The organism is Thauera sp. WH-2, assembly GCF_048321015.1.
Lineage (GTDB): Bacteria > Pseudomonadota > Gammaproteobacteria > Burkholderiales > Rhodocyclaceae > Thauera.
On record NZ_JBLWFG010000012.1, the window covers coordinates 33358 to 52284 of the forward strand.

An 18927-nucleotide genomic window follows, 5' to 3' on the forward strand; every position below is an offset into this window, starting at 1 on the left:
GCAGTCGGCTTGCCGCGCTCCCGCGCAGGTGTGAACTGGAAGTCTCAGTCCGGCCATCAGCTGCCCGTCCTCCTCTCCACAATGCAGCCATCCTGATGGCCGCTGGGCCTCGAAAGCTGTCATTGCCTCAAGCACGTCGCTCCGCTGTCCTCATCCCTTCTGATGGACTTGTCGTGCGTCGCCGATGTCGCGCCGGGCGTGAGCGACGATGACAAGCCCCGACCACAGCGCGAGCCCGGACATCACCAGTGCAACGACAAGGTCCGGCAACGCGCTTCCGGTACCGAAGACGCCTGCCGCCGCCAGGATCACCGCGAGATTGCCGATCGCATCGTTGCGGCTGCACAGCCATACCGAACGCATGTTCGCGTCGCCCGCGCGAAAGCGATACAACATCATCGCCACCCCTGCGTTGGCGAGCAGTGCGAGGATGCCGACCACGCCCATCGTGATCGGCTCAGGCGTCACGCCGTGCTGGAAGGCCCACAGGGCGCGTGCCATTACAACGGCGCCGAAAAGCACCATCGCCACGCCCTTGAGCAAGGCCGCGCGTGCCCGCCATATCAATCCCCAAGACAGCACCGTCAGCGACAGCGCATAGTTGGCGGCATCTCCTGCGAAATCGAGGGCGTCGGCCCACAGGGCGACCGAACCGACTGCAAGGCCGGCGAAGAATTCGACCAGGAACATCACCGCATTCACGATCAATGCAATCCACAGTGCCAGGCGCAAGCGCGGGCTCGCTGCGCTGGCATCGCAGGTGGAGTGGGAACAACAGCCGGCCATGGTTTTCTCCTTAACGTGGGCGAGGGGTGCATCACACACCCTGTAGCCACTACAGGGTCAAGCGGTTAAGCTGTTGGGCGGTCGCAATGAGGAGATGCAGGCGATGAAGATCGGTGAATTGGCCAAGGCCGCGCACGTCGAGGCCGAAACCATCCGCTACTACGAACGGATCGGTCTGCTCCCGGCGCCTTCCCGCAGCCCCAATGGATATCGGGCCTACGCGGGTGGGCACCTTGAGCGCCTCGCGTTCATCCGCCACTGCCGGGCACTGGACATTGCCTTGGCCGACGTCGCGCAGCTGCTGCGCTTCGTGGACGACCCCACAACCGACTGTGCTGAGGTCGACGCGTTGATCGACACCCAACTCACCCGTGTCCGCGCGCGTCTCGACACCCTGCAAATGCTCGAGCGCCAACTCGTCGCCCTGCGCAGCCAGTGCTGTGCACCCGATCGTGCGGCGCAATGCGGCATCCTGCATGAGCTCGAGGCGCCGACGCGGGGGGATGTCTGTGTGTGCCACGATGAGCATGCGCAATGATCTGCGGTTCGGTGGCGGAGTGACCACAATGTGGGGTGCCAGCGCTCCGGTACGTTCATGGTCGCGATATGAGCCGTCAGCCAACGGGCTGGGGTTAAAATCGTCGCCCATGCACCGTTGGCTTGCCATTTTCTTCCTGCTGCTCGTTCCGCTTCAGTTCGCGTCGGCGGGCCTGGAGGCGTACTGCTTGGAATCGGCCGGTTTCGCGACCAGCCACGGCGACCACCATCCACATACCTGTCAGGTGGATGAAGGCGATGAAGGGATGAAAGGGCAACTTCACGCCGACTGCGGTTTCTGCCAGATCCTTGCGAGCGCTGCACTGCTCGATGCGGGTCGTCTGCCATTGACAGGACTGGGCCATGTCCTCGTCGACGCCGGGCGGGACTTCAACGCGTCTGCGCTGGTCACCGAGCCTGAACGCCCCAAGTGGCGCCTCGCTGCCTGAGCGGCAGCCCACCCCTGTCTTCCCCTCTTCTTCGAGTGCGCGCCGCACGGTAGCGGCGGTGTGCTCCATTGCGGACGTCCGGGCACTGCCTATGGCGTCCGCCCCTCCCGAAGCCTGGGAACCAACCCTCGAGATCGACTCGATGCACGACAAACGAACCCAATGGTGGTGGCTGATGGCCGCCTGGGCCGTGGCTCTGGTATCCACGCTGGGCGCGCTCTTCATCGGTGAAGTGATGGGCATGACGCCCTGCGTGCTGTGCTGGTACCAGCGGATCGCCATGTTCCCGCTCGCCCTCATTCTGGGCATGGCCGTGTTCGCCGAGGACCGGCGCGGTGCGGTGTATGCGCTCCCATTCGCGCTCGCTGGTCTCGCGCTGGCCGCCTATCACAGCGCACTGATCGCCGGCTGGGTGCCACAGTGGTGGGTGCCGTGCGGCACTGGCCCCTCGTGCAGCCAGCAGGCCCTGGTCATCCTTGGCGACATCCAGATTCCCTGGCTATCGCTGGCGGCCTTCCTCGCCATCGCCGCCGCCCTGACGATTTATCTGATAAGGACCCGTAAATGAACACACGAAAACTGCTCGCACTCGCCGTGTTGCTGATCCTCGGCGTGGCGTTCTACTTCGGCATGGATGCCTACCGTGATCGCACGCAGGCCGAGCAGGACACGCGCGTTGCGGTGGAAAGAGGCCGCCTCGTGCGGATGCACACCCCGATCATCGGGCCGCAGAACGCGCCGGTCACCATCGTCGAATTCTTCGACCCCGCCTGCGAGACCTGCCGCGCCTTCTATCCGATCGTCAAGCAGATCATGGCCCAGCATCCGGACAAGGTTCGGCTTGCGCTGCGCTATGCACCCTTCCATCACGGCTCGGACCAGGTGGTGAAACTGATCGAGGCTGCGCGCAAGCAGGGACTCTATACCCCGGTGCTCGAGGCGCTGCTGGCCGCACAGCCCGAGTGGGCCGACCACGCGGCGCCCAACATCGGCATCGCCTTCGAAGCAGCCGCTCGGGCCGGCCTGGACATGGAACGCGCCCGGCAGGACATGGAAACGCCCGAGATCCAGGCCGTGCTCGCGCAGGACATCGAGGATCTGACCGCGTTGCAGGTCAGCAAGACGCCGACCTTCTTTGTCAACGGACGCAGTCTGCCCAGCTTCGGTCCGGAACAACTCACACGCCTCGTGGCCGAGGAAGTGGGGAAATTACAGCGGTGATCGAAGCGTTCGGGCTCGCTGGCCTGCTTTCCGTGATAGCAGCGGCCGCAAACCGGGGGCGAGCTTTACAGGCACGACTCCGGTTTGCCCGAGAACAAAACGCAGATGAGCTCGACCGATCCGAGCAAATCAGGAACTACGTTTCGGGATCGCTGCCGTGCAGTCCCTGAAGTTCACGTAAACCTTGTCCCCCACCTGCAACTTCGGCTCAGCTGGCAGCCTCGCAGTCCGCGCATACGGATGGCCGTTGCGTTTGAACGCGATTGTCACGTAGGTGACGTTACTTGCCTCTCCGACTGTCTCATCTCTGCAGTCATAGAACGATGGCCGTTGAAGCTCTTTGCCCAAGCCGATCTCGACGACAGTACCTTTGCGCCAGCCATCGCCCTGCGCGTACTTATCTTCATACACGACGGCGGCCGCACATCCGGTCAAGCCACCAGCGACGACCAAGGCCAGTCCTGGCCCAATCAATGCTTTCATCTTGCTACCGCCGAGCGCCTGAGGTGACCGCCTGCGCGCCGTTGCCGCAGGCGGTCGGGCGGAGTCACTTCAGTGTGAAGCGTGCCGTGGTGGAAGGCTTGCCCGGAAGGGTGACAACCGCGACCAGCTTGGTGCCGGCGCCGACCTTGAAGCTACCCTTGGCTTCGAGTCGATCACCTGCAGGCCTGAGTTCGACATCTTGCTTGTTTGCGCCAGACAGCAGCGTGAGCTTGGCACTGCCGTTTGCCACATCAACAGGCTTGCCGTGATCGCGAAGATGCAACTGGATCACCTCGGGCTTGGCAACGAGTTCGAGATCGAGATCCTTGACCTCGACCACCACGCCTCCATGCATCGATTCATGCTCGTGAGCATGGTCATGCTTGTCGGCTGCAAAGGTGGGGCCCACAGACACGAGAGCAGCGAGGGCGACGACTTTTGAGAACTTCATGGTTTTTCCTTTCTGGTTTGCATGAGGCGGGTTAAGCAGCGTCAGAATGCTTCGGCATTTCGATCGTCGAGCAGACTCTCTGCATCGCGGCGGCCGAAGAGCCAGAACATTGCAGGGGTAAGGAAGGTATCCAGCAGGGTCGAACTGATGAGGCCCGAGAAGATCACCACGGCCACCGGATGCAGGATCTCGGTACCCGGGCGCTCGGCCTCGAACAGCAGCGGTGCAAGCGCAAACGCGGTTACCAGTGCGGTCATCAGCACCGGCGACAGGCGCTCGATCGAGCCCCGCAGGATCATCGTGTGGTCGAAGCTCTCGCCCTCGATACGCATCAGGTTGAGGTAATGGCTCACCTTGAGGATGCCGTTTCGCACCGAAATACCTGCAAGCGTGATGAAGCCGACGAGTGCCGCCACCGACAACGGCTGACCGGAGATCCACAGTCCAATCACCGCCCCGACCAGTGCGAGCGGAATGTTCGCCATGATGAGCGCCGAGAGTCGAACCGACTTGTAGCGGCTGTAAAGCACGACGAACATCAGCACGAGTGAGATGATCGAAAGCAACCCGACTAAACGGGATGCCTCTTCCTGAGCTTGGAACTGCCCGCCGAGGGTGATGAAGTAGCCCTCGGGCAACTTAAGGTCGGCCACGACGGCACGGATGTCCTCGACGACCTCCGATAGCGGACGCTGTTGCGCATTGGCCGAGAGCACGATGCGGCGCTTACCGTCGTCCCGGCTCACTTGGTTCGGACCGTCACCATCCTCGATCGACGCCAGCTTCGACAAGGGCACATGTCCGGTCGGCGTTTCGATCAGGATCTGAGCCAGCCCGTCGACCGAGCGCGCCGTTTCCGGTAGGCGAACGACCAATGCGAACCGTCGACCACCCTCGACGATCTGGGTGACCTTCTCGCCCTCGACGAGGTTTTGCAGCGCGGCCAGAATCTGCGGTGCCGGCACCCCGTAACGGGCAGCGGCCGCATAGTCGATCCGCACCTTGATCTGCGGCGCGAGCACTTGCTTCTCGATCTCCAGGTCGGCGAGCCCCGGAATGGCGGCAAGCCGCGTTCGCAATACGTCAGCCTGACCGCGCAGGGTGTCGAGATCCTCGCCGAAGATCTTGATCGCAATCTGCGAGCGCACGCCCGACAGCATGTGGTCGATGCGATGTGAGATCGGTTGCCCGATCGCGATCGCAGCTGGCAGATTGACCAGTCGCGACCGGATGTCTGCGGTGATCTCACCCATTGAGCGGCTCAGCTCACCGGCGGGTTTCAGCCCCACATCGAGCTCGCTGACGTGGACACCTTCCGCATGCTCATCAAGCTCGGCCCGCCCGCTTCGGCGCCCGACGTGCGTCACTTCGGGAACCTGTTTCACGAGCACTTCCGCTTGCTGCGCGAGCGCGGTCGACTCCGCCAGGGTAACGCCCGGGTTGAGCCGCATGCCGATCAGCAAGGTGCCTTCGTTGAACGGCGGCAGAAAGGTCGTGGGGAAGAACGGTACCGCAGCGGCAGCAATTGCCACCGCAACCGCACCCGCTGTGACGGCCGCCCTGGGGTGCTCGAGCACCCCCTGCAACGCCCCGCGATAACGTGCCTTGAGCCAGGCGAGCAAGCGCGTGTCACCGTGATCGAGGGACTTCATCCGGGGAAGCAGGTAAAAGGACAGCACCGGCGTCACGGTCACCGAGACGACCAACGAGGCGAGCGTGGAGACGATGAACGCCACGCCGAGCGGCACGAACAGCCGCCCCTCCATGCCAGGCAGCGCGAACAGCGGCAAGAACACCAGCACGATGATGATCGTCGCGTAAAGGATGGCCGAGCGCACTTCCATCGTTGCGCGCGCCACGAGTTCGATCGGGTGAAGCCGATGGTCGTGATGCTTTGCGCGGTCCTCCTTCAATCGGCGCAGCACGTTCTCTACGCCCACAACCGCATCGTCGACCAAGCCGCCAATCGCAATCGCGAGACCACCAAGGGTCATCGTGTTGATCGACTGCCCGAAATACTTGAAGACCAACGCCGTCATGAAGATGGACACCGGAATCGCGGTGAGCGCGATGATCGTCGGGCGCAGGGTGCCGAGAAAAAAGAAGAGGATTGCCGCAACGAACACCGATGCGCCAATCAGCTTACCCTTGAGCGTGCTGATCGATGCCTCGATGAAAGTCGCCTGCCGGAAGGTCACCTCCGGCGCATCCATCCCGGCCGGGAGCGATATCTTCATCTCTTCGAGCGCGGTTTCGATCGAGCGAGTCAGGTGAATGGTGTCCGCCGTAGGCTGCTTCTGAATGCCGAGAATGACGGCCGGTTTGCCCTCGAAGCCCGCATCCCCCCGTTTGGGCGCCGCTGCGAAGGTCACGGATGCGATCTGACGCAGCAGGATCGGCTGGCCATCTCGCGCAGTGATCGCGAGGTTCTTCAGATCCTCCAGGCTCGAGGTCCGACCGAGATGGCGGATGAGATACTCGCGCCCGTTCAGTTCGAGAAAGCCCCCCGAGGTGTTCGACGAGAAGCCTCGAATCGCCCCTTCCAACTGCTCCAACGAAACACCGAGCTCAGCCATACGGCGGGTGTCGGGCTGAACCTGGAACTGCCGCACCTCCCCGCCAATCGGGATGACTTGCGCGATGCCGGGGATCGCCATCAGGCGCGGACGAAGAACCCAGTCCGCATACTCTCGGACCTGCATCGGCGAGATCTTCGCCGTGTCGATCGGGATCGCGATCTGCATGATCTCGCCCATGACCGAGCTGATCGGCCCCATGCGCGGAATCACGTCTTCAGGCAACCCTTCCTCCATGGCTGAGAGGCGTTCCGACACCATCTGCCGGGCGCGGAAAATCTCGGTACTCCAGTCGAAGGTCACGTAGATGAAGGACAGCCCCGAGCTCGAGGTAGAGCGCACTGACTCCACGCCGGGCAAACCATTCATGGTGGTCTCGAGCGGAAAGGTGATGAGTTGCTCGACCTCCTCCGCCGCCATGCCACCGGCTTCGGTCATGATCGTGACCGTCGGCTTGTTGAGATCCGGAAATACGTCCACGGGTGTTCGCGAAAGCGTGAACGCCCCATAGGCCATCAGTACCAGGCTGGCGATAATCACCAGCAGCCGGTTACCAAGGCTGTTGTCGAGTAGCCACTTGAACATCGGATAGACTCCCCGTCAGCGGATCTGGTTGATCAGCGTGGCGGCACGGGAGGCGACCCGCTCGCCGGCTTCGAGGCCGGACGTCACCGCAATATTCACACCGTCCAGCGGCGCGATCGTGACGGTCCGGGACTCGAAACGTTCGGGCGCCGTCTTTACCCAGACGATGGTTTGGTTTGCCGAATTCTTCAGCACCGATGCTGCGGGAACGCTTACACCCTGCTGCGTGCTGCGCGACTGGACGAAGACCTCGACCGGCTGCCCCACGGCAAGAAAGGCCAGCGCTTCACCTTCGGCTGCAAAGGTGAGTGGCAAGGCCTGCTCGCGCAGGCTGCGGGCGGCGCCGATGAAGGTGAGCGGGATCCGCTGGTCGCCGACCGCAAGACTTGCAGAGGCGACATCCGCCGCTATTTCTGGATCATAGGAGAGCGCCTCGACACGCAGCCGCTTCGGGTCGACGATCTCGAACACGAGCTCGCGCGCATCGACCACTTGGCCTGACACGGCGTTAGTCGATGCGATCACACCGCTGACGGGTGCGGTCAGGACATCACGGGCATTGAGGCCACCACCGATCGCTTTCGATCTAGCCCTCAGGCTGGCAAGCTCGCTTTCGGCCGCCTCGATCTCCTTGCGCGGTACCGTGTCGGCGAGTTCCTTCAGACGCGCAAGGCGCTTTTCCACAAGGGCCCTGGCCGCGTGCAGCTCGGCCAATTGCGCCATCTGGTTAGACCGCTCGATCTGGTCCGTCGAAGGACTGACGTAAGCCAGCACGTCCCCCTTCTTCACGGCCTGACCGACGCTTGGCAACCCCTGCGGGCCCGCCTCCAGGCGCCCAGCCACCATGGCCTGCACCTTTCCGCCGGCATTCGGGTCCATGACCACCTTGCCGGCCAGCGCGGTGGTACGCGGCAATTCGCCGGCTTCCGTAACCAACGTGCGAACACCGATCTGGCGTTGTGCCGGCTTGGGCAGAAAGACACTGCCATCGGCTTGCCGTTGTGGCCCATTGCCTCCTGCCACAACCGGACCCTCATCGCCATGATCATGGCCTTCGCCAGCAAAGGCATTCCACGAGGCACTGGCCGATACCAGCGCCAGCGCAGCAAACAGTACGCTCAGCTTCATGCGGCACCTCCAGTCGAGCGATTACGCGAATTCCCCTTGCGAAGCACAACCCAGCCGATGAGGCCTAGCACAAGCCCCCCCGCGCCTGCCCCAATTGCGTAGGGTTTCATGTCCAATTCGGCAACCTCTTCGTGCGCCTCGGCGGCGGTCTCATGCAAGTCGAGCTCACCAGCGAGCAAATCGGCGTCCTGACCGGCAATCACCGTTGCCGTGACAGAGACGACACCCGGCTTGAGCGTCTCCTCGAGCGTGGCCTCGAACTCACCGTCGGCATGGGGCGAGAGCGCAACGGCCTTCCCATCGAGTTCCAGATCGACCTTTGCGTCCTTGACCGGACTGTTGTCAGCGAAGTGGTCAAGATAGACGGTGACGTTCTTGCCATTCACTACGCCGACCAGCTCGAAGAGTTCCGAGACGGCGGTAAATCGCGGCAATGCCGGGCCCGCTGTGGTCGCGGGCGCTTCTCCATGGTCGTGTCCGTCACCGGCCAGCGTTTGCGGGGCAAGCCCGGCAAGCACGGCAGCGAGGCTCCATGCCGCGAGGGTATGAGTGGATTTCATTTTGGGGATCCTGTTATTCATTCGGGAAGCAGGCCCAACGCTTGGCGCTGGGCCGAGATGGCGGCTGCCAGATCAATACGCGCGCGCGCGCGCTCGCGTTCGGCCTCGGCCGCCTCGAATTCGATGCGCAGACGGGTCGGCAGATCGGCCTCACCGAGGCGGAACGCCTTCTCGAAGAAGCCGCGTGACGCCTGTGCGAGGTCGGAGCGCCGTTCAGCAGCGGCGACCTGCTGCCGTCTCAATTCGACGCGCTGGTGCGCCATCTCTGTTTCGGCCAGCAGACGTTCGAGTTCGATCTGGAGTTGCGCCTCGGCCTCGATGGCCTCTGCATTGGCGCTTGCAACGCGGGACCGGCTGCGCGAACCGGAACCAAGCGGAATGCGCAAGCCCAGCGTGACTGTCTGTTCCCAGGATTCACCCGATGCGCCGCGTTCGCGGGTGGTCGTGACACTCAACTCCGGATTCGCGCGGCCCTGAACGCTGGCAAGGGTCATCGTGCGCCGCGCAACGTCGACCCGATCACGCAGCTCGGCCACTGCAGGGTGCGCCGTCTCAAGAATCTGTGTCGGTGTCGCAGCGGACGGGACGGGCTCCGGCGCAGACACCCCGCCGGATGAGCGTTCTGGCCCGATTCCAGTGAGCGTGCGCAACTGCTGTGCAGCATCTGCAAGGGCGCTTTCTGCCTCGGCGACGGCGGCTTCAGCTGTAGCTTGCACACCGTCGGCCTGATGCTGATCTGCGCGCGCCAGATCACCCGCCTTGATGCGCTTGGCCACGTCGGCGGCCAGTTCGCGGGCGTTCTCGAGACCCGCCCTCGCCAGCGTCACATCTACGCGCGCGCGTTGCCAATCCCAATATGCTGTGCGTACCGCTGCAGCGGTGCGCAACTGCGCGCCGCGAGCCCGGCTCGCCGTGGCAGCTATTTCGGCAGTGGCGAGGGCTGCAGTGCTCGAACGTTCGCCCGACAGCCAGATCGGAACCGCGATGCCGACCTCGTACTCACGGCTCCCGCGATTGCTGTCCAACTGATCGGTTTTTCCGGCTACCTCTAGGGCGGGCGGTTCGACAAACCAACTGTCGGCACTGTCGCGGCGCGCTTGCGCCGCTTCCTGTTGAGTCGTGAGCGACAGCGCTTCAGGCTGGCGTGCCCATGCTGCCTCGAAAGCGTGCTTGAGGGATAGGGCGGTACTTGGAGCCGGGGGGGCGGGCTGCTGCGCCCAGGCACCATTGACGGCAAGGCCGAGCATTAGCCCAGGCAGCCATTTGAGACGAAGTTGCTGAAACATCCAATTCTCCGTTGATGTAAAGACACGGGGAATCGGCAGAGGGCGATCGGACCGATCGCAATGGACGCGTGACGCTACCGCTCAAAGCGGTAGGAACATCAAGAGGGAATGAAGGCGACCGCCCTGCCGATCAGGCTGGGCGGGCCCATTTAGGGCGTTCGGGCTCTGCGGGATGCTCCGCAAGTGAGCACCCAGGTGTGACGCCGATGGGGAGGGATGCCTGATGCTGTGTGAATAGCGCGCTGGACTCACTCGTTACTGCTGAAGAGCCCACCACCTGGCACGATGCGCAGTCTGTGTGTGCGCCCTTCGTCAAGCCCCCTTTTTCCTTGCCTTTTGCATCTTCGGTGTGACGATGCGCGTGATGACCAAAATGATTGGCTGCGGCACCGGATTCGTGCGCGCAGTAATCGCCCACCGCCGCCCAACTCAGTTGGGCAGGCAGCAGGATCAAGAGGAAAATCGCAAGCCAACGACGCATGGCGCGGATTCTATCAATAAGGATTTGCTATCGTCGACAGCGACGGTACCAATGGGCAGACCAAACGGCGCTTTACGAGAACCTGCTGGGCGAAACGCCTGGACGGCCCGACGTCTCGCGCCGATAGGTGGCTTCAGGAGCCACTGTACAGTTCATTCATGTACGCGCGCTCTGTCGGGGTCATGTCGACCAGCTCCTTGAGGACTTCTGCACGGGTCTTGCCGGGTCCGGAAGCACGCGAGGGCACCGCGAGGCCACGCTGCAGGTAGAAATAGCTGCCATCGGCCTTTGCCTGTTCGAGCTCGCGCAACACCTCGGCGCGGGTTTTCGTGCTCGTGGAGTGATCCGGATGGAACGTGAACCCCTGCTCGCCGGGAGCGGGATGCCACAGCGAGCTGGCTTGCGCAGCCGCAGGAACGACAAGGACGGCAGCAAGAAGCGAAAAAAGGGCAGTGGTGCGGGTTTTCGACATGACGAGACTCCTTCGTTCAACGTGAGAGGTGGCGTTCGGCATAAGCCGCTTGGCGTCGCCTTGCACCGAACACGTCGCGGACTTTAAAGGTCCATCCTCGTCGAATCGCGAACTGCCAGATTACGATTTCGTAATGTGATGGTTTCGGCATCTCCGCGATAATCGCTGCATGAAGATTCTGGTTGTGGAAGACGAACCCAAGCTCGCCGAATACCTACGCAGGGCGCTCACCGAAAGCAATTACATCGTGGATGTCGCGCACAGCGGCACGGATGGCCGCTATCTCGCGACCGAAGGGCATTACGACCTCGTCCTCCTCGACGTCATGCTTCCGGGGCTGGATGGCTATGCCGTCTTGCAAGAACTGCGTCGGGGCAAACACGTACCCGTCCTGATGCTGACCGCGCGGGACGAGGTCGAGGATCGGGTCAGAGGCCTGCAGGCGGGTGCCGACGATTACCTGGTGAAGCCGTTTGCTCTGTCCGAGTTGCTCGCTCGCGTGCAGGCCTTGTTGCGGCGCGGTGCCTTGCGCTCGGATAGCCAGGATTCAACGGTGCTCCGTTTGGCGGACCTCGAACTCGACCTGGTTCGGCGCAAGGCGTCACGATCCGGGCAGCGCCTCGACCTGACCGCCAAGGAGTTCACGTTGCTGACGTTGCTGCTGCGCCGGCAAGGGCAGGTCCTTTCCCGTACCGCGCTTGCAGCGCAGGTGTGGGACATGAATTTCGACAGCAATACGAACGTGGTCGAAGTTGCGGTGCGCCGGTTGCGCGGCAAGATCGACGACGCTTTCGAGAAGAAGTTGTTGCATACCGTGCGCGGCATGGGATACGTCCTTGAGGACCGGAAGCCCTGAGAATGCGCAATCCGCGTTCGCTTAGCCGCTGGTTATCGTGGTGGCTCGCCGTGCTGGCCTCGCTGGGGCTCGGCTTGGTCTGCTCGATCGTTTACGTGGGCGCGAGTCTAAATCTCTCCAACAAGCAGACGGACGAACTGCGGCACAAGCGGGACATAGTGCGCCATCTCGTCGGCGAGATTGCAACGCGGGACGCGTTGCCGAGCCTGCGTCACAAGCTCGACGACTTCTTTGTGGGCCATGCCAACCTCGAGTTACGGCTGATCCAGGGATCTGACGCTCTTCTGTACGCAACTCCGGCGCGTTCAAGCCCCGGCGCAATCCTGCGGCGGGATGAGTTCGAAATCTCCGTGCCATGGTCGCCCACAACCATGCTGCGCGCCGAATTGATGCTCGACAGCAGCGCCGACGCGCTGCTTTTGGAGCAGTTGGCCTGGACGCTACTCGCGAGCGCCCTTGGTGGAGCGGCGGCCATCTCAGTGGGCGGCGCATGGCTCGTTCGTAGAGCGCTCTTGCCTGTTCGCGACCTGGCTCGACAAGCAGCGGCCCTAAGCCCGGAAAGCGTTGGACAGCCGCTTGACGGCTCCGCCCAGGCACAGGAGCTTCAGCCGTTGGTCACACAATTCAACGCGCTCCTGGTTCGATTGAACCGCGCATATCAACAACTGGAAGGGTTCAACGCCGATGTCGCTCACGAGCTGCGCACACCGCTGGCGACCTTGATTGGTGAGACCGAGCTAGCTCTGAGTCGTCAGCGCGATGTCGCCGAACTGCGCGATGTGCTCGGATCGAACCTCGAGGATCTTCAACTTTTAGCGGGGCTGGTCAATGACATGTTGTTCTTGTCCCGGGCCGATCGCGGGGAGCGCGCCCGTCGCCACCGTGTGGATAGCCTGGCCGAACTGGTGTCCGAGGTCATCGAATTCCACGAAGCGTCAATGCAGGAGGCCGGCGTGACTGCGCGCTTACGCGGTGACGGCATGGGCACAGTCGATGCTGGGTTGGTTAGGCGTGCGCTCTCGAACCTGCTCGCCAATGCGACCCGTTTTGCAGAGCGCGGATCGGTGATCGAGGTCGATATCAAGCAGGACGCAGATGGCCGCATTTGCCTGTCTGTCAGCAACACGGGCCCTGTCATCCCCCCGGAGCATTTGCCTCGTCTATTCGACCGCTTTTATCGGGTTGATGGGGCCCGCGAACATCGCGACCATAATCACGGGCTCGGCTTGGCGATCGTAGCTGCGATCGCGCGAATGCATGGCGGCGCCACCTTTGTGCGGTCAGCTGCCGGAACGACGAGCGTTGGCCTTGCCATGTGCGGGTGCAGCCAAATGGAGGTAGCACCTCATGACAGATAAGGCGCATTGCTGAAAGGGCTGAACTTTGCCTCTTTGCGGCACTGACTATCGAGAGTGCTGGGGTCACATGGATACGTGGCCAGGTAGAGTGCGCTCGACACCACGAACTTGCACCAGATCGCCTTCGTGCGCGGCGCCGATGGCTGACGTGTTCTAAGTGTCTGTCAGCACCCACCTCGGAGACTCCGCAATGACCGACGATGCCGACGCACAAGGGTGCCGAGGATCTGATAGGCGTCCTGCGCAGCTACCTCAAGTGAGCCTTGCCGTGCCCACCGAGAACCCGTCCACCTGGACCCATGATCACGTCTTCGATGGCGGCAATGCGCTTGCCAAAAGCAGTACCTCGGTGGTGATGTGGATCACTGCCGTTGCGATGGTTGTCGAGATCACCGCAGGCTGGTGGTTCAACTCAATGGCGCTGCTGGCCGACGGCTGGCATATGAGCCCGCATACCTTCGCGATCGGCGTGTCTGCCGCGCTGGCCTATGCCGCTGCGCGAACGATCCGCGCTTCGCTTTCGGCACCTGGAAAATCGAGATCCTCGGAGGCTTCGCCAGCGCCATCTTCCTGCTCGGCGTGGCAGTGATGATGGTCATCGGTTCGATCGAACGCATCGTGTCGCCGCAACCCATCCAGTACAAGGAGGCCATCGCGGTCGCCATCCTGGGCTTGGCCGTCACCGTCGTTTGTGCGCTGATCCCGGGCAAGGCTCACCATCACGGCCACTCACACGGACACGGTCACGATCATCACGGCCTCAAGCTCAAATCCGCCTACCTTCACGTGATCGCCGACGCGGCCACCTCGGTGCTGGCCATCGCGGTGGTGACGCATGACCGCGCACGCACCCCCGACGCTGTGAGGAGCCGCTTGGCGGTGCACGAGGAGATCGTCCACTCAACGATCGAGATCTATCACCACGCCGGGCTTCGGGAAAGCCCTGCCGGAGGAGCCGCGTGAGGACATTGCTACTTTACTTCGTCACAGCGATGGCCGAGATCGTCGGCTGCTATCTGCCCTGGCTGTGGCTCAAGAAGGGGGGCTCGGTTTGGCTACTTCTGCCTGCGGCGGTGAGCCTGGCGGCCTTCGCGTGGTTACTCACGCTGCATGAGGCGGCCTCCGGCCGCGTCTATGCCGCATACGGCGGGATGTACATCAGCGTCGCCATCCTATGGCTGTGGACGGTGGACGGAATCCGCCCCTCCGCCTGGGACGTCGCCGGTGTAGTGGTGACGCTGGCGGGCATGAGCATCATCGCGTTTCAGCCCAAGTAGGGTGTTTGCAACCGCATGCCATGAGCTTCAATCCGCCTCGCGGGTCAGCCACTTCTTAACCTTACCCCTCCACTGCCAGCAGGTGGCAGGAGATGCAGGCGGCCTACAATTCGGGCAGCGCAGCGCCAGCGGCAAACCAGTCGCCAAAAGGTGATAGTCCCCGGGCGCCCGCACTACCCGGACCTACATCATCGACATTCAAATTGTGCTACCGCCGTGCCAGCTAGCTATTCGTAAGCGTTGCGTAGCAGGCGGCGGCTTGATGCTGTTACTTGTCATTGGTCGTTCGGTTGAATGAACGGCAGCACGGGGTCGCCTGCTGACGTACGGATGGCAACGCCTTCCTCGGCAAGTCATACTTTGTCAGGGCCTCTCTCGTTGTCCCCAGCCGACGGGGACAGAGTTGTGGGAGTGCTTGTGGATAACTCGTTCAAGCCGTTGAGGCCAAGCCTCATTCGAGCATTGCCCAATTTTTGAGCGGCGGCAGAGGTCGAATGCCGGTCGAGATCGGCGGCCTCGTGGTTGAAGCTGAGCTCGAGAGCGATCAGTCGCCGTTTCGCCACTGGAGGGGCGGGGCAACGAGTCGCGGTGCCTGGCCGTCGCCGATCATTCCGAATCGGACGGCTCCTTGTTCCCACTCGGTCTGTGCCTGCGCGATGTCTTCCTTGCTGAAGCCCACAAAATTCCACCACATCAGCACTGGTTCCTCGAACGGCTCGCCCCCCAGGAACAGCACCCGAGCGCCTGCGGGTAGCGCAAGCTGAAGTTCGCTGCGTCCCTTGCCGAGGTAGGCGAGTTCGTCGGCGCTGATGGTTTCGCCGTCGACCATTGCGTCGCCCACGAGGGGCATCAGGCCGTACTCGAAACCGGGGTCCAGTTGGAGCGTGATGTTGCTGGTGCTGTCGCAGGCGATGTCGATGCCGACCAGCGGGGAGTGGATGCGCGCCGGTGCGGTTCGCTCACCGTAGCGGCCGGCGAGCAGGGTCAGTTCTGCGCTGTCTTCGCGCCAGTGCGGCAGTTCGGCGTAGTGATCGAAGGCGGGCGGGCAATCCTTATGCTCCGGCGGCAGGGCGATCCACAGTTGTGCCGCGTGCAGCTGCTCGCCGTCGTGCAGCGAATCCTCGGTGTGGGCGATGCCATATCCAGCGGTCATCAGATTGACCTGGCCAGGGCGGATGATCTGCTCGTTGCCCAGGCTGTCGCGGTGCAGGACCTCGCCCTCGATCAGCCAGGTGAAGGTCTGCAGGCCGATGTGCGGGTGCGCGCCGACGTGCATGCCCTTGCCGGGCTCGAACCGCACGGGGCCGGCGTGATCGAGGAAGCACCACGCGCCAACCATGCGCTGCTGGCGATTGGGGAGCGCACGGCGCACGAGCATGCCATCGCCGAGGTCGGCGCTGCGCGGTTGGATGCGGACGATCGGATTCATGGTCGGTGTCCTTGATGCTGGGCGTGCGGAGCGCGGCAGAAGATTTTAGCCGCTAAAGTTCTGCGGGCTCGTTGACCGACGCCCGTCGCATGGCGGCCTGCTGCCGACACGGCGCGGGGTCTCATGCAATCCAGTCTAGACGCGATGCCAGCGCATTCCACCTTGCGGCGGCGGGTGTCGAGGCGAGCTCTTCGTGTCCGGCCAGCCAGTCTGAGAGCTCCGCGTCCACGTCGTCGAAGATCCCGAGCGACGCCAACGCCGCCGCAACTGACGCGTCATCCAGGCAGCGCCGAATGGCTCGGTAGGTGCCCTCGCCGTCAATTCCGACGGGAATGATCCGGGCGTTCAGCTCATGCACCAATCGATGCAATGCGACTGCCTTGGCGAGATGCGAAATGGTCAGTGGCTCGTGATAGGCCTCTGCCAGCAGAAGGTCGCCCTCGAACTCGGCCACCAGGACCTCAAGCGTTGGCCATAAGGCGAGTTCAGTCGAGAGGATCGACCTGAGGCCTTGCAGCGGCGCCCACATGGCCTGCCAGAGGTTCGCCGGTCCCATTTCGTGGCGTTCAAACACTTCTGGGTCGATGCGCGACAGCAGCTGCAGTTGCTGTGTCGATAGGGCCTTTTCGCCGTTGAAGCTCGAGCGCCATTTTCCGGATGACTGGGTATTCATCCCGGTAAGTGCGTCGAAGTGAAGCGCGAATTGGTGCGGGTTCGCCACACCAATTTTTCGGGCAAGCGAATTCATTAATGCCGCCGCTCGCATGCGTCCGCGCTTTCGTTCGGTATCAGTCCTTCTTGGTCGTGCCATAGGGAATTTTGTCCTGGTATGAAAATGCCGAATTAATTGCACTCCAATTCTATCTTCGTTTCCACAAGAATCGCTGTATCGATCTCAGTCAACAGAATTCTGATCAATAAAATGCGATCCACGCTGGAAATACTGGAGGAGCGATTCGGGGCTGTGATGACCCTGGAGCAGCTCGCGATCACCCTGAGCCGCAAGCCCGAAGGGCTGCGGATGGCGCTGCTCAATCCGAAGGAGGATTGGGTCCGGGAATTGAACGCGCGAAAGGTCTATCTGGGGCGTCGCATGTACTTCCCTGTCGAGGTTGTCGCTTCCTTGCTGAACGGGGAGCAGGCCGCTCAGGAGAACGGCGGATGAGCGCGTTCCTCGACGAGCTGGCAGAGTGGGTCGCCTCGGCGCAGCGGCGGCGCAAGGAGTCGCTGGTCGCCTTTCTCGCGGTGCGCAGTGATATCGAGGAGGCGATGCGGGCGGGCTATGCGCTCAAGACCGTCTGGGCGCACCTGCGTGAGACCGGGCGAATCGCCTGCCGTTACGAAACTTTCTGCGCCCATGTCCGGCGACACATCAAGCTCGAACGCCCTGGCCAGCGAAATGCACCTCCTGGCGTCAAATTGAAGATGTCCGAACTGGCACCGAACAAACCTTTTGGGCAATTCACTTTCGACCCGAATCCCCGCAAGGAGGAATTGCTTTGATGATCTTCCTCATGCTTTGCAAACTCGTGTTTATTGCGCTACGAGTGCGCTATTCAACCGCTGTAAGCACGCAGTTTTTCGCCATTATTGGCCATTTTCGTGCGTTACGTGATGAGTCACGAGGAAATAGCGCATGCATGGCGCTAAAACCGCATAGGCATCCGCGCAGAAATGGCGTTCAAGAGGCGGGCAGGATGTGTGAAGTAGGCCCACCACAAGCGGTGGTTCCTCCTTCACTGGTCCTCTTTCGCGCCGAGGGCGCTCAACGGACATCCTGCCCTGCGGGGCTTCCGGCTGCCGCCGTCTTGGAGCTACGCCATGGATGAGGCGGTGACGACCAGGAAGAGCGGCACACCGATCAAGGTGTATTGCCTGCCCGAGGAGAAAGCCTTGATCGCCGCGAATGCCCGGAACGCGGGCATGAGTGTCGCGCGCTTTCTGCGCGAAGTCGGGCAGGGCTACCGGGTCCATGGAATCGTCGATTACGAGCGGGTGCGCGAGCTGGCCCGAATCAACGGCGACCTCGGGCGTCTAGGGGGGCTCCTCAAGCTATGGCTGACCGACGACCGCCGCACTGCCCATTTCGGAGAGGCCACCATCCGCGCGCTGTTAGCGCGTATCGAGGCGACTCAGGATCAGATGGGGGCGGTCATGCACGCCATCGTCAGCCACCGACGCTGATTCTTTAGCCGCTAAAAATGTGAGGACGTGAAATGCGCAAGACGAAACCCGTCGTTCTGACTGCCTTGGTCGTATCGATGACGCTTGGGGTACTGCCGCCGGTGCAGGCTGGCATTCCGGTGATCGATAGCACCAACTTGTCTCAGAACGTGATGACTGCGATCGAGAGCGTCGCCCAGACGCTGAAGCAGATCGAGCAATACCGGACACAGCTGCAGCAGTACGAGAACCAGTTGCAGAACACCATGGCGCCGGCGGCCTACATCTGGGATCAGGCGCAGACCACCATCAATGGACTGATGGCCGCCGTTGATACGCTCAACTACTACAAAACCCACCTCGGCAGCGTGGATGCCTATCTTGGCAAGTTTCAGGACGTGGCCTACTACCGCGGCTCGCCATGCTTCTCGGCAAGCGGCTGCAGCGCTGCAGAGTGGGCCGCGATGGATGACAACCGCCGCCTCGCCTCCGAATCTCAGAAGCGGGCGAACGATGCACTCTTTCACGGCCTGGAGCTTCAGCAACAAGCACTCAAAACCGACGCCCGAACGCTGGAGCAGCTCCAGCGTCGCGCAGAGGGGGCCCGCGGACAGATGGAAGCGATCCAGTTCGCCAACCAGCTTGCCAGCCAGCAGGCCAATCAACTGCTGCAGATCCGCGGCCTGTTGATCGCCCAACAGAACGCCATGGCCACCCGTGCGCAGAGCGAGGCTGATCTTGCGGCGCGGCAGCAGGCGGCACACCTGGCTTCGACCGAGCGGCGCGGGCCGGACGCTCTTCCCAGCAGCCCGATGCGCTGGTGAGGAGG

Annotated in this window: 21 protein-coding genes and 1 pseudogene; 11 read left to right on the plus strand and 11 right to left on the minus strand. The window is 62.5% G+C overall.

Annotated elements, in window-relative coordinates; translation table 11 throughout:
• Positions 1–150: 150 nt before the first annotated feature.
• Positions 151–786: a cation transporter gene (locus ACNKW1_RS14965; protein WP_002930995.1), complete on the minus strand. Its 636-nt coding sequence runs from the start codon at positions 784–786 to the stop codon at positions 151–153.
• A 103-nt stretch (positions 787–889) separates the two neighbouring features.
• On the opposite strand from ACNKW1_RS14965, the gene cadR reads away from it, so the two are divergent.
• Positions 890–1324 (plus strand): Cd(II)/Pb(II)-responsive transcriptional regulator, encoded by a 435-nt coding sequence (gene cadR / locus ACNKW1_RS14970; RefSeq protein WP_002930997.1) that lies wholly within the window; start codon positions 890–892, stop codon positions 1322–1324.
• Between the two features lie 94 nt (positions 1325–1418).
• Here the strand turns inward: cadR and ACNKW1_RS14975 are convergent, their stop codons facing one another.
• Positions 1419–1841 (minus strand): hypothetical protein, encoded by a 423-nt coding sequence (locus tag ACNKW1_RS14975; protein WP_021249911.1) that lies wholly within the window; start codon positions 1839–1841, stop codon positions 1419–1421.
• A gap of 22 nt (positions 1842–1863) precedes the next feature.
• Between ACNKW1_RS14975 and ACNKW1_RS14980 the strand changes: the two genes are divergently transcribed.
• Together ACNKW1_RS14980 and ACNKW1_RS14985 are read left to right on the plus strand one after the other, a co-directional pair.
• The gene (locus ACNKW1_RS14980) at positions 1864–2340 is read left to right on the plus strand and encodes a disulfide bond formation protein B (RefSeq protein WP_002930998.1); all 477 of its coding nucleotides are present in this window, start codon (positions 1864–1866) and stop codon (positions 2338–2340) included.
• Complete coding sequence (locus tag ACNKW1_RS14985; protein ID WP_418365398.1) at positions 2337–2993, plus strand: DsbA family protein; 657 nt, start codon at positions 2337–2339, stop codon at positions 2991–2993. Before ACNKW1_RS14980 ends, ACNKW1_RS14985 begins: the two co-directional genes overlap by 4 nt.
• Before the next feature lie 129 nt (positions 2994–3122).
• On the opposite strand, the gene ACNKW1_RS14990 is transcribed toward ACNKW1_RS14985, so the two are convergent.
• The 7 genes from ACNKW1_RS14990 to ACNKW1_RS15020 all read right to left on the minus strand — a co-directional run bounded on the left by ACNKW1_RS14990 (position 3123) and on the right by ACNKW1_RS15020 (position 11015).
• A complete protein-coding gene (locus ACNKW1_RS14990; RefSeq protein ID WP_002931000.1) occupies positions 3123–3476 on the minus strand; it encodes a hypothetical protein in 354 nt (117 codons plus the stop codon).
• A 64-nt stretch (positions 3477–3540) separates the two neighbouring features.
• Positions 3541–3927: a hypothetical protein gene (locus ACNKW1_RS14995; RefSeq protein ID WP_002931002.1), complete on the minus strand. Its 387-nt coding sequence runs from the start codon at positions 3925–3927 to the stop codon at positions 3541–3543.
• Between the two features lie 41 nt (positions 3928–3968).
• Positions 3969–7088: an efflux RND transporter permease subunit gene (locus tag ACNKW1_RS15000; protein ID WP_418365399.1), complete on the minus strand. Its 3120-nt coding sequence runs from the start codon at positions 7086–7088 to the stop codon at positions 3969–3971.
• A gap of 15 nt (positions 7089–7103) precedes the next feature.
• Positions 7104–8216 (minus strand): efflux RND transporter periplasmic adaptor subunit, encoded by a 1113-nt coding sequence (locus tag ACNKW1_RS15005; RefSeq protein ID WP_002924861.1) that lies wholly within the window; start codon positions 8214–8216, stop codon positions 7104–7106.
• Positions 8213–8776: a hypothetical protein gene (locus tag ACNKW1_RS15010; RefSeq protein ID WP_004299261.1), complete on the minus strand. Its 564-nt coding sequence runs from the start codon at positions 8774–8776 to the stop codon at positions 8213–8215. The genes ACNKW1_RS15005 and ACNKW1_RS15010 overlap by 4 nt, the downstream gene beginning before the upstream one ends.
• 17 nt (positions 8777–8793) lie before the next feature.
• A complete protein-coding gene (locus tag ACNKW1_RS15015; protein WP_039921668.1) occupies positions 8794–10062 on the minus strand; it encodes a TolC family protein in 1269 nt (422 codons plus the stop codon).
• A 614-nt stretch (positions 10063–10676) separates the two neighbouring features.
• The gene (locus ACNKW1_RS15020) at positions 10677–11015 is read right to left on the minus strand and encodes a DUF4148 domain-containing protein (protein WP_004248732.1); all 339 of its coding nucleotides are present in this window, start codon (positions 11013–11015) and stop codon (positions 10677–10679) included.
• Positions 11016–11184: 169 nt separating this feature from the next.
• On the opposite strand from ACNKW1_RS15020, the gene ACNKW1_RS15025 reads away from it, so the two are divergent.
• The 4 genes and pseudogenes from ACNKW1_RS15025 to ACNKW1_RS15040 all read left to right on the plus strand — a co-directional run bounded on the left by ACNKW1_RS15025 (position 11185) and on the right by ACNKW1_RS15040 (position 14506).
• Entirely contained in the window at positions 11185–11871 is a 687-nt protein-coding gene (locus ACNKW1_RS15025; RefSeq protein ID WP_002924878.1) for a heavy metal response regulator transcription factor, read from the plus strand.
• A gap of 2 nt (positions 11872–11873) precedes the next feature.
• Entirely contained in the window at positions 11874–13229 is a 1356-nt protein-coding gene (locus ACNKW1_RS15030) for a heavy metal sensor histidine kinase (RefSeq protein ID WP_002924879.1), read from the plus strand.
• A gap of 376 nt (positions 13230–13605) precedes the next feature.
• Positions 13606–14192, plus strand: a pseudogene (locus tag ACNKW1_RS15035) (cation diffusion facilitator family transporter).
• A 29-nt stretch (positions 14193–14221) separates the two neighbouring features.
• Positions 14222–14506: a YnfA family protein gene (locus ACNKW1_RS15040; RefSeq protein WP_222948386.1), complete on the plus strand. Its 285-nt coding sequence runs from the start codon at positions 14222–14224 to the stop codon at positions 14504–14506.
• A 544-nt stretch (positions 14507–15050) separates the two neighbouring features.
• Here the strand turns inward: ACNKW1_RS15040 and ACNKW1_RS15045 are convergent.
• Both ACNKW1_RS15045 and ACNKW1_RS15050 read right to left on the minus strand, forming a co-directional pair.
• The gene (locus ACNKW1_RS15045) at positions 15051–15935 is read right to left on the minus strand and encodes a pirin family protein (protein WP_068809718.1); all 885 of its coding nucleotides are present in this window, start codon (positions 15933–15935) and stop codon (positions 15051–15053) included.
• A 121-nt stretch (positions 15936–16056) separates the two neighbouring features.
• A complete protein-coding gene (locus tag ACNKW1_RS15050; RefSeq protein WP_418365400.1) occupies positions 16057–16683 on the minus strand; it encodes a hypothetical protein in 627 nt (208 codons plus the stop codon).
• A gap of 219 nt (positions 16684–16902) precedes the next feature.
• On the opposite strand from ACNKW1_RS15050, the gene ACNKW1_RS15055 reads away from it, so the two are divergent.
• The 4 genes from ACNKW1_RS15055 (at position 16903) to trbJ (ending at position 18922) form a co-directional block, all read left to right on the plus strand.
• Positions 16903–17100 (plus strand): hypothetical protein, encoded by a 198-nt coding sequence (locus tag ACNKW1_RS15055; RefSeq protein WP_418365401.1) that lies wholly within the window; start codon positions 16903–16905, stop codon positions 17098–17100.
• Entirely contained in the window at positions 17097–17438 is a 342-nt protein-coding gene (locus tag ACNKW1_RS15060; RefSeq protein WP_068809721.1) for a TraK family protein, read from the plus strand. The genes ACNKW1_RS15055 and ACNKW1_RS15060 overlap by 4 nt, the downstream gene beginning before the upstream one ends.
• Before the next feature lie 318 nt (positions 17439–17756).
• Positions 17757–18119 carry a conjugal transfer transcriptional regulator TraJ gene (gene traJ / locus ACNKW1_RS15065; RefSeq protein ID WP_068809722.1) on the plus strand — a complete coding sequence of 121 codons (363 nt, stop codon included), beginning with the start codon at positions 17757–17759 and terminating at the stop codon, positions 18117–18119.
• 32 nt (positions 18120–18151) lie between these two features.
• Positions 18152–18922, plus strand: coding sequence for a P-type conjugative transfer protein TrbJ (gene trbJ, locus ACNKW1_RS15070; RefSeq protein WP_277079988.1), 771 nt, complete (start codon positions 18152–18154; stop codon positions 18920–18922).
• The last annotated feature ends 5 nt before the right edge of the window (positions 18923–18927 follow it).

Coding starts and splice junctions, on each gene's coding strand:
- ACNKW1_RS14965 (WP_002930995.1), bottom strand. CDS start 786: ATGGCCGGCTGTTGTTCCCACTCCACCTGCGATGCCAGCGCAGCGAGC.
- cadR (WP_002930997.1), top strand. CDS start 890: ATGAAGATCGGTGAATTGGCCAAGGCCGCGCACGTCGAGGCCGAAACC.
- ACNKW1_RS14975 (WP_021249911.1), bottom strand. CDS start 1,841: ATGGAGCACACCGCCGCTACCGTGCGGCGCGCACTCGAAGAAGAGGGG.
- ACNKW1_RS14980 (WP_002930998.1), top strand. CDS start 1,864: ATGGCGTCCGCCCCTCCCGAAGCCTGGGAACCAACCCTCGAGATCGAC.
- ACNKW1_RS14985 (WP_418365398.1), top strand. CDS start 2,337: ATGAACACACGAAAACTGCTCGCACTCGCCGTGTTGCTGATCCTCGGC.
- ACNKW1_RS14990 (WP_002931000.1), bottom strand. CDS start 3,476: ATGAAAGCATTGATTGGGCCAGGACTGGCCTTGGTCGTCGCTGGTGGC.
- ACNKW1_RS14995 (WP_002931002.1), bottom strand. CDS start 3,927: ATGAAGTTCTCAAAAGTCGTCGCCCTCGCTGCTCTCGTGTCTGTGGGC.
- ACNKW1_RS15000 (WP_418365399.1), bottom strand. CDS start 7,088: ATGTTCAAGTGGCTACTCGACAACAGCCTTGGTAACCGGCTGCTGGTG.
- ACNKW1_RS15005 (WP_002924861.1), bottom strand. CDS start 8,216: ATGAAGCTGAGCGTACTGTTTGCTGCGCTGGCGCTGGTATCGGCCAGT.
- ACNKW1_RS15010 (WP_004299261.1), bottom strand. CDS start 8,776: ATGAAATCCACTCATACCCTCGCGGCATGGAGCCTCGCTGCCGTGCTT.
- ACNKW1_RS15015 (WP_039921668.1), bottom strand. CDS start 10,062: ATGTTTCAGCAACTTCGTCTCAAATGGCTGCCTGGGCTAATGCTCGGC.
- ACNKW1_RS15020 (WP_004248732.1), bottom strand. CDS start 11,015: ATGTCGAAAACCCGCACCACTGCCCTTTTTTCGCTTCTTGCTGCCGTC.
- ACNKW1_RS15025 (WP_002924878.1), top strand. CDS start 11,185: ATGAAGATTCTGGTTGTGGAAGACGAACCCAAGCTCGCCGAATACCTA.
- ACNKW1_RS15030 (WP_002924879.1), top strand. CDS start 11,874: ATGCGCAATCCGCGTTCGCTTAGCCGCTGGTTATCGTGGTGGCTCGCC.
- ACNKW1_RS15040 (WP_222948386.1), top strand. CDS start 14,222: ATGGCCGAGATCGTCGGCTGCTATCTGCCCTGGCTGTGGCTCAAGAAG.
- ACNKW1_RS15045 (WP_068809718.1), bottom strand. CDS start 15,935: ATGAATCCGATCGTCCGCATCCAACCGCGCAGCGCCGACCTCGGCGAT.
- ACNKW1_RS15050 (WP_418365400.1), bottom strand. CDS start 16,683: ATGAATTCGCTTGCCCGAAAAATTGGTGTGGCGAACCCGCACCAATTC.
- ACNKW1_RS15055 (WP_418365401.1), top strand. CDS start 16,903: ATGACCCTGGAGCAGCTCGCGATCACCCTGAGCCGCAAGCCCGAAGGG.
- ACNKW1_RS15060 (WP_068809721.1), top strand. CDS start 17,097: ATGAGCGCGTTCCTCGACGAGCTGGCAGAGTGGGTCGCCTCGGCGCAG.
- traJ (WP_068809722.1), top strand. CDS start 17,757: ATGGATGAGGCGGTGACGACCAGGAAGAGCGGCACACCGATCAAGGTG.
- trbJ (WP_277079988.1), top strand. CDS start 18,152: ATGCGCAAGACGAAACCCGTCGTTCTGACTGCCTTGGTCGTATCGATG.